The sequence below is a fragment of the Laspinema palackyanum D2c genome (genome assembly GCF_025370875.1).
Lineage (GTDB): Bacteria > Cyanobacteriota > Cyanobacteriia > Cyanobacteriales > Laspinemataceae > Laspinema > Laspinema palackyanum.
In genome coordinates this window covers 72189-85488 of sequence record NZ_JAMXFD010000025.1, presented here as the reverse complement: position 1 = coordinate 85488, position 13300 = coordinate 72189, and the positions used below count along the sequence as shown (strand labels likewise).

Annotated in this window: 11 protein-coding genes; 3 read left to right on the top strand and 8 right to left on the bottom strand. The window is 48.8% G+C overall.

Going from position 1 to position 13300, the window contains the following annotated elements:
* Positions 1-68: 68 nt before the first annotated feature.
* Positions 69-731 (top strand): class I SAM-dependent methyltransferase, encoded by a 663-nt coding sequence (locus NG795_RS22370; RefSeq protein ID WP_367290849.1) that lies wholly within the window; start codon positions 69-71, stop codon positions 729-731.
* A gap of 474 nt (positions 732-1205) precedes the next feature.
* Here the strand turns inward: NG795_RS22370 and NG795_RS22365 are convergent, their stop codons facing one another.
* A complete protein-coding gene (locus tag NG795_RS22365) occupies positions 1206-1565 on the bottom strand; it encodes a DUF4087 domain-containing protein (RefSeq protein ID WP_367290848.1) in 360 nt (119 codons plus the stop codon).
* A 135-nt stretch (positions 1566-1700) separates the two neighbouring features.
* Positions 1701-2651: a DMT family transporter gene (locus NG795_RS22360; RefSeq protein ID WP_367290863.1), complete on the bottom strand. Its 951-nt coding sequence runs from the start codon at positions 2649-2651 to the stop codon at positions 1701-1703.
* Positions 2652-2928: 277 nt separating this feature from the next.
* Between NG795_RS22360 and NG795_RS22355 the strand changes: the two genes are divergently transcribed.
* Entirely contained in the window at positions 2929-3273 is a 345-nt protein-coding gene (locus NG795_RS22355; RefSeq protein ID WP_367290847.1) for a hypothetical protein, read from the top strand.
* A gap of 439 nt (positions 3274-3712) precedes the next feature.
* Positions 3713-4408, top strand: coding sequence for a pentapeptide repeat-containing protein (locus NG795_RS22350; RefSeq protein WP_367290846.1), 696 nt, complete (start codon positions 3713-3715; stop codon positions 4406-4408).
* A 144-nt stretch (positions 4409-4552) separates the two neighbouring features.
* Here the strand turns inward: NG795_RS22350 and NG795_RS22345 are convergent, their stop codons facing one another.
* From NG795_RS22345 to NG795_RS22320, 6 genes are all read right to left on the bottom strand, one after another.
* Positions 4553-5422, bottom strand: coding sequence for a pentapeptide repeat-containing protein (locus NG795_RS22345; RefSeq protein WP_367290845.1), 870 nt, complete (start codon positions 5420-5422; stop codon positions 4553-4555).
* Positions 5423-5491: 69 nt separating this feature from the next.
* A complete protein-coding gene (locus NG795_RS22340) occupies positions 5492-6898 on the bottom strand; it encodes a BamA/TamA family outer membrane protein (RefSeq protein WP_367290844.1) in 1407 nt (468 codons plus the stop codon).
* Positions 6899-7149: 251 nt separating this feature from the next.
* Positions 7150-7734: a pentapeptide repeat-containing protein gene (locus NG795_RS22335; RefSeq protein ID WP_367290843.1), complete on the bottom strand. Its 585-nt coding sequence runs from the start codon at positions 7732-7734 to the stop codon at positions 7150-7152.
* Positions 7735-8023: 289 nt separating this feature from the next.
* The gene (gene rpsU, locus NG795_RS22330) at positions 8024-8203 is read right to left on the bottom strand and encodes a 30S ribosomal protein S21 (protein WP_015146781.1); all 180 of its coding nucleotides are present in this window, start codon (positions 8201-8203) and stop codon (positions 8024-8026) included.
* A 250-nt stretch (positions 8204-8453) separates the two neighbouring features.
* On the bottom strand, positions 8454-8786 hold the full coding sequence (gene rbp / locus NG795_RS22325) for an RNA-binding regulator (protein WP_367290842.1): 333 nt from the start codon (positions 8784-8786) through the stop codon (positions 8454-8456).
* A 338-nt stretch (positions 8787-9124) separates the two neighbouring features.
* A complete protein-coding gene (locus tag NG795_RS22320) occupies positions 9125-13144 on the bottom strand; it encodes a non-ribosomal peptide synthetase (RefSeq protein ID WP_367290841.1) in 4020 nt (1339 codons plus the stop codon).
* Positions 13145-13300: the final 156 nt, after the last annotated feature.

The window sequence follows — 13300 nt, the reverse complement described above, 5'->3', positions numbered from 1 at the left end:
CCTCCCCTTTTAGTCTCTACTATAGATCTATTCCCGTTTTGACACTCCATCTTTAACACTCTCTAACCATGACTAAAAAAACCTTGGGATTAGACGATCGCCTCCACAACTATTTCCTCTCAGTTTCTGGGCGCGAATCGGACATTCTGCGCTCTTTACGAGAGGAAACCGCCGCTCATCCATTGTCGCAAATGCAAATTGCACCGGAACAAGGTCAATTTATGGCCCTGTTGGTGCAATTACTCGGGGCCACCAAAACCCTGGAAATCGGGGTCTTTACCGGCTACAGTAGCTTGGCGGTGGCTTTAGCTCTCCCGCCCCAGGGTAAAATTGTCGCTTGCGATATTAGCGAAGATTATACGGCAATGGCGCGCCCCTATTGGCAGGCGGCAGGGGTGGCGGATAAAATTGATTTGCGAATCGCTCCGGCATTGGAAACCCTCGATCGCCTGATTGAATCTGGAGAGGCGGGTACTTTTGATTTTGCCTTTATCGATGCGGATAAGCAAAACTACGATAACTATTACGAACGTGTTCTGCAACTGGTTCGGGTTGGCGGGTTAATTGCGATTGATAATGTTTTGTGGGGGGGTCAAGTTGCGGACCCAATGGTTGAGGATGCCAATACGGAAGCGATTCGAGCCTTAAATGCTAAGTTAGTCCAGGATGAACGGATCTCGTTGAGTGTGGTGCCGATCGCCGACGGACTCACCCTGGCCCTCAAGCGGTAAGTGCGATCGCCCGTTTTCAGGCCAGAAAGCGGGTCAAGGCTCTAAAAAAATAGATAAAATATTTTTGCGCCACCCTTGACAATTTTTGATATAATTATACAATGGAAATCTGTCTTGAATTATGCCGTACAAGATAGTTCTTCCTTATCAGTTTTATCTTATCACAAAAAAATCGAATTGTCTAGGGGTTTAAGAAAAAAAAGTCGCGATTTTTTGTTTAAATCGGACTTTCTCAACTTGACAATTTTTGATATAATTATACAATGGAAATCTGTCTTGAATTATGCCGTACAAGATAGTTCTTCCTTATCAATTTTATCTTATCACAAAAAAATCGAATTGTCTAGGAGGTTCAGAAAAAAAAGTCGCGGATTGCCTCTGGGCATCGATGCCGCGAAGTTTGCTTTTTCTACGGATGCGATCGCGTTTTTGGATGCTGTCCAATCAGGTGTGATGGCAAGAGACTGAGAAATGTTACCGACGAACGGCGGGTAAATCTGGATCAGTGCTGCAAACGTTCAACTCTAGGGCTTCACCACCTTCAATCCGAACAATTCTTTGACGTTGGCTATCGGTGACTACTTCTAAACAGGCGCAACCGTATCCATAATAACCGTTAGTCCTAACAAATTCTTCGGCACTGAGGCTCGGAATATTTTCCATCCCTTGTGCTTGATATCCACCCTGGGCTCCAATAGTCCAGGTGGTATCTCTATCTGTTAGCAACCAGTTTGCGGGGGTGGGATTTTTCAGCCAACCACATCGGAGTTCGGTTGCAGTGGCAGGAAGTGTGGTGGAAATTAACGCAAGGATAACCCATCCAATTTTTTGCATAGTTGTGAGATTTTGTACCAACTTGATAATATTGCAACATAGTTCTTCCTTATCGCTTTTATAATATCACAAAAAAAATAATCCGTCTAGGGGTTGGTGAAAAAAAAGTCGCGATGGTTGGGAATTTGGGTGAGATTAGCGCCAGAGGAACAAGAGGGCAATTCCAACAAGAGAGACAACGGCACCAAGAATGGCACGAATGCTGATAAATTCCCCGAGGGCGATCGCCAGGGGTAAAACAAAGATTGGACTGGTGGAGCTCAGGGTTTGGGCGATGCCTGCGGGAGCGAATTTGAGGGAAATCTGCTGCAACCAAATCCCGAGATAGGTGCTAAAAAAAGAAGTGATGAACACGATCGCCAACAGACGTTGCGACCCTAATCCCGTGAGGACCTGGCGACCCTGTTTCCATAACATCCACAGAAGCAAGAGGGAGACTCCTGCTAATAAGCGAATCAAGGTACTCCATAAGGGGTCGATCGCCGTTTGTGCGAGGGCAGCACGAGAGAGGACCGCCCCCACTGCCTGAGCAAGGGCCGCCAGCAATCCCAAACTGACTCCAGGGAGCAGGGGGGTGGTGCTGTTGGTGCCGGAAACCCGTTCGGCAATCGTCCAAGCAACGCCAATAATCGTGATCAGCATCCCCCCCCAGGCGATCAGGGTGAGTTGTTCCCCTAAAAAGAGGATGGCGAGTAAGGCAGTGAAAGGGGGTGCCAAGGTGTGAATTAGAAGAGTACGCCTTGCGCCGAGTTGATTGAGGGCGGCAAAAAACACTGTATCTCCGAAAGTAATGCCGATTGCGCCACTGAGGATTAACAGGAACAGGGGGAGGGCAAACTCGTTGAGGGTATTGAAGGGAGGGGACAGCGATGGGAGGAAGGCGGGGGAATCGATCGCAGGCAGCAGGAAGTCGCGCAGGAAGAGGGTAAGCAGCAGCAGGGCGATCGCCACGACTCCTTTGCTTAAATTGAGCAGCATCGGCGGAATTTTTTGGCCGAGGTAACCGTAAACCACGGAAACAACTGCCCATAATAATGCCGCACTCAGGGCGGCGAGTTCACCTTTAAATTCGGCGATCGCATTCATTCGGAACAATGGATTAAATTAAGGTTCTATTTATAATATCAGGTTTAGGCAGCAATCGTTGATCCCTGGGCTGTTTCGGGGTCCATTTATTAGCACTCTCAAGGCCAGAGTGCTAATAAATATTCAGGCGATCGCACCCTGGAGGAATAGATTTGTCAAATTCAATGTAAACTTTTAAAATAGAAGCAGATCTGGTAACAGCGGTAACGATTTGCTGCTCAAAATACTGGTATCAAAGAGATATTAAAACACAAGTAGAAAGCGGGAGGATGTGGCAATGGAATACACCTTCGACATTTTAGGGGTGTCCCCCATTTTATATTTTTTTAACCAACAACAGGAGAAAGTAATCACGGATTCAGGAGTCGGAGTGGAATATCTCGGAACTCCCAAATGTACCCTAGATGCCTTTATTGATTCCGTCCAGACGGTTTCTCCTACTAAAGAGTGGGATGTAGATGGGGTGGTCCAAACGGTGATCAACTTTTGGATGCATAACCCGGATAAAATTGGCTATTGGAAAGGACGCTTAGAAGATGCGGGAGATCATAACTTATTAGTAACTCGCGTGGCGGATATGGGTTCATTACGCGCTACCTTTGAATCAATTTTGAATCATTAAGATAAGGATAACCTCTTGATGTTCGTAGTCAACGACTTCAGTCGTTCTTTCAGTTCGTAGTAACGACTTCAGTCGTTCTTTTCAGTTCGTAGTAACGACTTCAGTCGTTCTGAACCAAGGTAGCAAGACTTACGCAATCTTTAAAGTCAAAAACCAAATGTAGAGGCGAGAAAGCAAATCGCCTCTACATTTTGCGTTAGTTCTGAAAATTTGCGTAAGTCCTGGGTAGACTTTATCAGAAGCTAACCCGTGAGAGTTCGTCCCTGAGTGAATCTACTCAACAAGACTGACTCGGTTCAGAATGGAGATGACGAGTGATACCGATCGCCCTGAAGCTACGATCGCGATCGCATTGAGTGTTCGATGAGAATCACGGCGAAAGTATCCATCATGCCTGATAATGGATAGTATGAGGACAGGTGATGGGGAGTGTAACAGCATGAAATCAGGTATATTTGCGATCGCCGCATGGACAATCACAATCACGATGAGCGCCACAATGACAGCACCAGCCGTGGCGGAAAACCCAGAACACCTGAAACAGTTGCTCGAAACTAACCAGTGTCAGGGATGTGACTTGAGCGGAGTGAATTTAGCCGGTCAAAACTTACGCGGGGCGAACTTAGAGGGCGCGAACCTTAATGGGAGTAACTTAGAGGGCGCGAATCTAAATGAAGCCTATTTAGTGAATGCCGAACTCATGGATGCTTCATTACGCGGGGCGAGTTTAATTGCGGCAAGACTGCATGGGGCGAATTTAGAGAATGTAGACTTATCCCGCGCTAACCTCACACTAGCGGGGATGGTGATTGCGAATTTAACGAATGCGAATTTGCAATCGGCGAACTTAGTCGGTGCCAACCTAGAGAGTGCCGAACTGGTGGGAGCCAATCTTCATAACACCCGACAGTCTGTGGGGGACGAGCTTCAGTTTAGTCTTCAAGATGGCGGACCCTACCCCTTTGATATCGCGGGGGTCAACCTGCGCGATGCGAACCTCACCGATGCGAACTTGATGGGTGCGAACCTGATGGCGTCGGATCTCACAGGGGTTCGGGTGAACTATGCCAATCTACAGCAGGCACAACTCGACGGTGCCAATCTGCCACAAGGATTTACGATTTCTAAGTTTTAAGGGGCGATCGTCGCAGGGTGCAGATTAAGCACTTGCGAAATTGTGAGACAACAGAGAATTGAGAGTGATAAAAACTCAATTCTCTGTTTTTTTATGGCGAAACTGGGACGGTGAGGGTTTTGACAAGGAGAACCGGATTCCGGATTAAACCCGATCGCCTGCTAAGTTGGGGGTTGCGGTACTGCCATCGGGGGCGATCGCACCCCGCAAATCAGCCTCAGCGAACTCCGTATCCGTGATTTTGGCCCCGAGTAAATTAGCCCCAAGGAGATTGGCTCCCGTCAAGTTAGCCCCACTGAGGTTGGCATTCTCCAGATTGGCGCGAGAGAGGTCCGCACGAGTCAGGTCCGCGCCGCTTAAATTGGCTCCACTGAAGTCCACCCCACTGAGTCGGGCCCCGGAGAGGGTGGCATCGACTAGGGAAGACTGAGGGCGAATCCAATAAACCCCGGCGCTGTTCGCATCGAATTCCTCGTCAAAGCAAGTATCCGCATCACAAAGAGCAGCACGGAGGTCCGCCTCACTTAAATCCGCTCCTCGGAGGTCAGCGGAACGCAGATCAGCACGGTAGAGATAAGCTTGGGCGAGGTTGGCATGGGTGAGCTTGGTCCAGCGCAGGTCCGCTTTATAAAGATAGGCGAGGGATAAATCTGCATTCGGGGCGATCGCATAAGCATTTCTCCCGTTAGGGTCAAACCCCAGGGGAAACTGGGTCTGGCTATTATAGAGGGCATTAGAAATATCCGTCCCTGCCATATCCGCCCATCTCAAATCCGTCCCTCGCAGGTCCGCCCCTTTCAAATAAGCCCCTCGCAGGTCCGCTCCCTTGAGGTCGGCCCCTCGAAAATCGGTCCGGCGCAGATAGGCGGAACTCAGGTTAATTTCCTGTAAGGTAGCATCACGAAAAACGGCTCGACTGAAATTTGTTCCGCTCAGGTGCGCTTCACAGAGATTAACCTTGGAAAACAGTCTCTCTCCTTGAGCATATTGGGTTAGCAGTTGATGAATGTCCATGAGTGTGATGGAAATCAGTAAATTGATTGAGGGTAAGAGTGGGTCGAAGTCAGGGGAAAGAGTCCTGCGTTAGAAGCGTTCCCCAATCTTAAAGATGGCGCTGAGATCTCGTTGATCGCTCACGGCAAATTCCAGACGCACGGGACCAAAATCCGTGAGTAATCGCACCCCGAGACCTAAACCGAACCCATTACCCGGTTTATTTCGGACTTCCCCGGGTTCGCCAAAGACAGATTCTGCCGAACCGAGGTCACTGGCAAAATCACCAAATACGGTGCCGCTTAAGGCTGAGGAATAGGGGAGATTTAAGTCTTCAATGATGGGAAAGCGATATTCTACGGTGCCTTGGATATAACTTTGTCCGGTGCCGATTTCGCCGTCCTGATATCCCCGCACGGAGTCACTGCCGCCCAAATTAAAGGCTTGATAGGGTGGGACATCGCCGAGGATGGTCCCGCCTTGGAGGTTAAAGACAAAAGTTTGGTTTTGAAAGGGGACAAATTGGGTAAAACTGGCACTTAAGCGGTTAAACAGGATATCGGCACTGCCAACGGGGATGGATTGTTCGGTTGCCAGTTCAAAGCGATAGCCTTGGGTGGGCCATTCGCTACTATTTCGGCGATCCTGAAAGAGTCCTAAGTTGAGGGTGACGAGGGTATCGAGACCTTGCTCGCTTAAGGTTAGGGGATTGCCGAGGCGATCGCTGGCGTAGAGGCGATCGGTAAAGGCGGAATTGCGAATGGCAACGCGCTGATAACTGGCTCCTGCGGAGAGAACGACGCCGGTAGGGGTGACGGGTTGGTAGAAGGAGAGGCTGCCTCCGAGGCGATCGACCCAAGCTTCGTGATCATGGACAAGATTCACCTCGCGATCGCCTTCGAGAAACTGGGGTTCGGGCGCTCGGGTATTAAATAAGCGGAGTTGATACCCCGGGTCGAAGGATCCAGACTCTAGCCAAGGGTCGGTATAGCGGAAAGTTGCCCCAATGGTGCGCTCACCGCCTTCCAGACGCAGATCTAGGGTTTGGTCATTTTCCCCTAGGTTGGTCAGAATCAAGTCAAGGGTGCCATGAATCCCTTTAATCGAGCTATAGCGAGGTAAGGGAACGATCGCAAAATCCGGTTCTTCATCCAGTCCTTCTTCAATGGTTTCCAGTTCTGGACGTTGCGGTTGAGTCGGGGGACTTTCTCTCTGTTGGGAAATTCCCTGTTCTAAACCCTCGCTTTTTAAATCTTCTGCGGAATAGGAGGACTGGGTTGGGCTATCAGTTGAAGAGACCTCTCCCCAAACCCCGCCCCTAAGAGGGGAGGGGCTTTGATACGCTCCTGCCGGGGGATCGAGAGATTGAAGATTGAAAGGGGTTGTTTCTGTCCCTTGTCCCCAAGCGGGGAGGCGAGTGATAAAAAGGGCAGAAGTCGCTCCTAGCAACAAGGCTAGGGCTTCTAAGGATTTATACAAGATGATGTTCGCGGTCATGCCGTTGACTCCCACAGACTCCATGATGATGTCGGGCTGCTCGTTCTGGCGATCGAGCAACCTGACTGGATAAAGGATTGATTGGGGTCGGTGGAAGAAATACCTGGCAGGTTTGCACCCCAACCGATCCCGAAATCTCCTCTATCTTAGGCATTTGTGGGACCGGCGATCGCATTGGGGGAATTGCTGCGGTTTTTTATTGATGGGGGAATCGTGACAGAAGGGCGATCGGTCCTGTGAACCCAACCCGTTTACGAATATTGGTGTCCGTCTGGAAGAATCGTATTATGGAGATTCGCACCATAGAGATTGCTGTTCCAGAGATTCGCACCGATTAAATTCGCATCGGTTAAATTAGCGCCCCCAAAATCAGCGGCAATCAGGTTTGCACTGCTCAGGTCCGCTTCTTGTAAATTTGCGCCAACAAAGCTCGTACTGACAAGATCCGCACCAGAAAAATCGGTGTTTGATAGATTGGCATTCATTAAGTCGGCCTTATTCAGGCTGGCTTTCCACAAGCTGGCCCTCTGCAAATCCACGCCGTTTAAATCCGCTTGCCCCAGTTGAGCCAGCATCAAATTAGCACGAAGGAGTAAAGCATCACTGAGATTGGCTTTTTTCAAGAGGGTTGCAGCCAATTTAGCATCGGTTAAATTGGCTCCACTGAGATTGGCCCCATTGAGATTCGCACGACCTAAATTAGCATCGGTCAGGTTAGCCCCTGCTAGGTTGATTTCCGGCAAATGAGCGCGATAAAGGTAACAGCGGCGCAGATCTACGCCGGGGAAATCTCGTTCTCCTTCTCTGTAGCGATTGAGAAGTTCATCAGTATCCATCAGATTTGTTCAAGAGTGAGTAGGACAGAAAAAATGAGAAGATAACAGCCCTGATTTCCCCTGATTTTGCCCTAAGTTGCGAGGGTTAGAACCGACTCTGTTGCTGGGATTCAGTCCTGGGATCAAACCTTAACTGTAGGCGTTCCCAGAATAAAGCCGCCCACAACCTGCCTTGCGCTTTGGTGCTGAGGATCGATGCCTTCGCTCACAGCGCCCGGACATTTCCTTAAAAACCAGCAAGTGTGGACGGCCAACACCAAAAATAAATATACGGCGATCGCCGTTTTAATTAACGATAACGTCTCTTGCGTCGCGCAGCACTGGCCTTGCGTTTACGCTTTTCCTGCGGGGTTTCAAAATGGCGACGGCACTTAACATCTGCGAGGATCCCCGCTCGCGAGACTTGCCGTTTAAAGCGACGTAAGGCAGATTCAATGCCTTCGCTTTCTCCTACCAAAACTTGGGTCATTCTTACTCCTTTTACTAGAGGTCCATTGGCTGTGAGATAGCCTCAAGTCAGAACTTTTCAGTTCTTATTTTACTTGAGGCCAGCAAAAATGGCGGCCTATCTGTATTATGCCCTAACAGGGTTGACGATAGCCCGCACGCCAGGGTGAGTATCTAATATCAAAGTGTGCAGATGAGGAGATGTCCTAGCGAAATGATGCTAGATGATTTTCACCATTCCTCTATCATGCTATTGATTAGGTTGGGGAGAATTATCTGTAACCGCCACCGCCTCCGCCGCCGTAACCACCACGCCCGCCACGGTTACCACCGCCGCCGCCGCCGCCGCCGCGTTTGTTATCGTCGCGGGGTTTTGCTTTATTTACCTTGAGATCACGCCCCATCCACTCAGCGCCATCTAGCGCTTCAATGGCAGCGGTTTCTTCTGCATCGGTGTCCATTTCAACAAAACCAAAGCCACGGGGACGCCCTGTTTCCCGGTCCGTGGGAAGGTTAACTCGTTTCACCGTACCATATTCAGCGAAAACGCTGTTTAGGTCTTGTTCGGTGACATCGTAGGATAGATTGCCTACATAAATCGACATGGAAAGCCTCCAAAAGTTTAAGGGGATTCAGTTTCATCAGAAGTACCTGCCGACGAAGCCGATTCGGATTGATCCGGAGGCAATTCTGGAGCAAATAGCAAAACTCATTACTGAATCAAATTTTTCTTCACTACTTTAACACACTGCCCCAAGGTCGGTGAGTGTTTTTGTTTAGGGAAATTATTCGGGTTCGGGAGATGGGGGAAATTGGGGGGATGGGGGAGATTGGGGAGATGGGGGGATCGGGGAGAGGGGACTGGGTTTTTCTCTCTAATTGGGTGGCTAATTAGTAGAGATGTAGAGATTTTGTCAGGAAACCTGGGGATCTGGCCGCTACTCTAACCAGATTCTAAGCATTCGCGGAGGCGATCGGCTAGATATTGCACCTGGGGCTTTCTCAGCATGGTGAGGTGGTTCCCGGGAATCCGAATCAGTTTGATGGGTTCCTCGGTGAGTTGGCCCCAGCCCAAGGTTGGATCCTCACCAGTGGCGATCGCCCGATCGCTGGAGTTAATCAAGGTTATGCGATCGGGATAAATCGAGGGTTGATAGTGCAGAACCGCTTGACTATTTGCTTGGAAAATGGGTAACAGGGGGCGCAGGGCGACTTCCCGTAAGATGCGGCGATCGGATGTGGAATGCAAAGATTCCGCCAGGGTCGTTTGGGCGAGATAACGGTGTAAAAAATTGAACAGGGGATGCACTCGTTGAGGGAGGCGATCGCCCTTGGGATTAAATCCTGCTTTCTCCCGCTGTTTCCCTTGGGTCATCAAATAAACATAATCCCGTAAAAACGGCCAAATTGAACTCGCTGCCGTGGTGAACAAAAATTTACCCCCCTGCCAGAGAGAGGGTTGATTCGTAGAAACTGGCGCAAGGGTATCCAAAACCGCCAATAACCCAACGGCATGACCCGCTTTTTTTAATTGTTGGGCCATTTCAAACGCCACTAACCCCCCAAAGGACCAACCCCCTAAGAAATAAGGACCTTCCGGTTGTATAGTCCGCATGGCTTTAATATAATAAGCCGCCATGTCTTCTAGGCGAGTTAGCGGGGGAGATTTGCCTTCTATGCCTTGAGGTTGTAACGCATAAAAGGGTTGATTTTTTCCCAAATGTAAGGCTAATTCATAATAAGGAAAGACCACGCCGAAAATGGGATGAATGCAGAAAAAGGGGGGATTTGTGCCTTGGGTTTGGATGGGAACTAAGGGAGAACAAGGCAGGTTGTCTAGTTCAGAAAAGAGACAATCCGCTAATCCTTGTAAAGTGGGATTGAGGAAGAGTTTAGAAACGGGTAATTGTTGCTGGAATTGCTGGTTAATTTGAGTCAGGAGTCGGACGGCGAGGAGGGAATCGCCGCCTACGTCGAAAAAGTTATCATTCATACTCACGCGATCGCACTTGAGCAAGGTAGCCCAAATTTGAGCTAAAGCCGCTTCACTGGGGTTACCTGGGGGGATAAACTGCCCCGGGGCAAGGGTTCCGGGGGCGGGTAATCGGTGATGATCAAGTTTGCCGCGATCGGTCATAGGCAGGGACTCTAGCACAATCAACTCCTGGGGAATCATGTATCCGGGTAACGTTCTGCCCAGAAAACTTTGCAGTTTCTCCAGGTTAATCGGTTGATTCCCTTCCGGCACAATATAAGCAACCAGTTGACCCCGGTCTGTGGCAATGACTTGGGCTTGTTTTATGTTATAATATTGGGTAATTGTTATCTCAATTTCCCCTAATTCTATCCGATAACCGCGAACTTTAACCTGATGGTCTAAGCGACCTATAAATTCCAAATTGCCATCGGGTTGATAGCGGGCTAAGTCCCCGGTTTTGTACAGCCGGACTGTTTGTTCTGGAGTAAAAGCGTGAGTAATAAACCGTTCTGAGTTTAATTGCTGCCGATTGAGATACCCTCGCGCCAATCCCTCCCCGGCGATATAAATTTCTCCAGGAATTCCAATGGGAACTGGCTGCAAATTGGCATCCAAGAGATAGACTTCCATATTAGGAATAGGGCGACCGATGGGCGGGTTCTGAGTGGGGTCGGTAATTTCGGCAACGGTAGCCCAAACTGTGGATTCAGTTGGACCATAGGCATTGAAAAAGTAGCAGGAGTTAAACCAGCGTTTAGCTAATGCTAGGGAACAGGATTCTCCGGCAGAAATTAGGGTATGGAGGGCGGGTAATTCCCCGGTCGGCAAGGTTGCCAAAACTGCGGGAGTGAGGGAGGCATGAGTAATCGCAAATTTGCTCAAAAAGGTCATTAAAGCGGTTCCGCCATAGCGGGATTCTTCGTCCGCTAAATAGAGGGTTGCGCCGGTACTGAATGCTAGAACAATTTCAAAGATTGAGGCATCAAAACTCAGGGAGGCAAATTGCAAAATTCGGCTATTTTGATTCAGTTGAAAGACTTGATGTTGGGCGAGGATTAAGTTAGAGAGTCCTCGGTGTTCGATTAAGACGCCTTTGGGTTTTCCGGTGGAACCCGAGGTGTAAATCACATAAGCGAGATGATCCGGAGTGATGGGATAAGTGAGGGATTCTGGACTTTGTTGCGCGATCGCCCCTTGATGTTGTTCTAAATCCAGGATGGATACTTGGGGGGAAGTGTGGGGGGGGATAAAGGGCGATCGGGTCAATAGGAGAGAGACATCGGCATCGGATAGGATAAACTGGAGTCGTTCTGGGGGATAGGTGGGGTCACAATAGAGATAGACGCCCCCTGCTTTGAGAATGCCAAGGATACAGGCGACTGCATCGATGGAGGGCGGTAAACAAAGACCCACTAACTTTTCCTGTTTAACCCCCAATTGTTGTAGATACCGGGCGATTTGATTGGATTGGTGGTGTAAATCTTGATAAGTGAGAGAGTTTTCAGCAGAGACGAGGGCCAGGTGATTGGGCGATCGCTGAACAATTTCTTCAAATAAATGCAGAAAGGAGGGATGCTGTAGTTGGGGTTGAGGAAGGAATGGATAGACAGGAGAATTAAATTCAACCAACAGGCAGTCCCGTTCCCCTGGCGTTAAAATCTGCAAATCTGAAATCTTTTGATTCGGGTCAGTGACAATTTCAGCTAACAGCGTTTGAAAATGTCCCATCCATCGGGTGATTGTGCTAGAGTCAAATAAATCTGTACTATAAATCACTTGACCTTTAATTTGGTCAGATTCTTCCCATAAATTAACCTCTAAATCCAGTTTAGCCCTAGGGATGTCCCACTCTAACAGACTCAAGGTGAGTCCGGGCAATTCCAGGCCATTCCTTGGTGTATTTTGCAAGCTAAAACTGACTTGAAACAGGGGGTTTTGACTCAAATCTCGCTGAGGATGCAGTTCCTCAACCAGCTTTTCAAAAGGCAAATCCTGATGGGCGTAAGCGGCGAATGCCAAAGATTTGACTTGAGTTAATAACTCCAGAAAGGTGGGATTTTCGGATAAATCCGTTCGTAGGACTAAACTATTGACAAAAAAGCCGATTAACCCTTCAATTTCCTGATGATTGCGGTTGGCAATGGGAGAACCGACTGCAATATCGGTTTGTCCAGTGTAGCGATAAAGTAACGTTTTAAAGGCCGCCAGCAGGGTCATAAACAGGGTGGTTTCCGTTTGCTGACTCAACTGTTTAATCGAGGCGGTTAAGGCGGGAGAGAGGGCAAATTGTTGTTGTCCCCCGCGATAACTGGGAATCGGGGGTCGAGGGCGATCGCTAGGTAGATTCAGGGGAGATAAATGCTGTAATTGCTGTTTCCAATAGGTTAACTGGGTTTCCAAAAACTCTCCCTGCAACCATTGCTGCTGCCATTCGGTAAAGTCAGCATATTGAAGTGGTAAACCCGGCAAAGGGGAGGATTGCTGATTAGCAAAGGCAGTATATAATTTCCCCAACTCCCCCAGCAAGATGCCAATGGACCATCCATCGGCAACAATATGATGAAAATTCAGCAACAAAATCGAGTCCGTTTCACTGCGTTGTAACAGAGAAATTCTCAGTAAAGGACCGGTGGTTAAATCAAACGGTTCTTCTGCCGCTAAAGTTGCCAAGCGTTGCGCTTCTGAGTCTCGTTCAGATGGGGGAAGATGCTGCAAGGCGATCGCATTCACAGCAAGGGTCAATTCTGGGGAAATCACTTGCACAACTTGTCCTTCTAAAAGAGCAAAAGTAGTGCGTAAGCTTTCATGACGGCGAACAATTTCATTAAAACTTTGTTCTAAAGCGGATAAATTGAGTTTCCCGGTCAGTTGAATCGCTGCTGAAACATTGTAAAATGGATTATCCGGCGCTAATTGGTTGAGAAACCATAACCGTTGTTGGGCAAAGGACGCGGGAAAGACAAAAACCTCGGTTTCTTGAGTCATGTTAAGTGAAATTTCCTCGAATTAAACGGATATAGCGGTTCCCCAAGTTATGAGTAGGGTGGGCACTGCCCACCGACAGGAGTAATGTGGGCAGTGCCCACCCTACAATTGCGCTATCTATCTGTACCATGAAAGTTCAGAAACCGCTATATCATG

Coding starts and splice junctions, on each gene's coding strand:
- NG795_RS22370 (WP_367290849.1), top strand. CDS start 69: ATGACTAAAAAAACCTTGGGATTAGACGATCGCCTCCACAACTATTTC.
- NG795_RS22365 (WP_367290848.1), bottom strand. CDS start 1,565: ATGCAAAAAATTGGATGGGTTATCCTTGCGTTAATTTCCACCACACTT.
- NG795_RS22360 (WP_367290863.1), bottom strand. CDS start 2,651: ATGAATGCGATCGCCGAATTTAAAGGTGAACTCGCCGCCCTGAGTGCG.
- NG795_RS22355 (WP_367290847.1), top strand. CDS start 2,929: ATGGAATACACCTTCGACATTTTAGGGGTGTCCCCCATTTTATATTTT.
- NG795_RS22350 (WP_367290846.1), top strand. CDS start 3,713: ATGAAATCAGGTATATTTGCGATCGCCGCATGGACAATCACAATCACG.
- NG795_RS22345 (WP_367290845.1), bottom strand. CDS start 5,422: ATGGACATTCATCAACTGCTAACCCAATATGCTCAAGGAGAGAGACTG.
- NG795_RS22340 (WP_367290844.1), bottom strand. CDS start 6,898: ATGACCGCGAACATCATCTTGTATAAATCCTTAGAAGCCCTAGCCTTG.
- NG795_RS22335 (WP_367290843.1), bottom strand. CDS start 7,734: ATGGATACTGATGAACTTCTCAATCGCTACAGAGAAGGAGAACGAGAT.
- rpsU (WP_015146781.1), bottom strand. CDS start 8,203: ATGACCCAAGTTTTGGTAGGAGAAAGCGAAGGCATTGAATCTGCCTTA.
- rbp (WP_367290842.1), bottom strand. CDS start 8,786: ATGTCGATTTATGTAGGCAATCTATCCTACGATGTCACCGAACAAGAC.
- NG795_RS22320 (WP_367290841.1), bottom strand. CDS start 13,144: ATGACTCAAGAAACCGAGGTTTTTGTCTTTCCCGCGTCCTTTGCCCAA.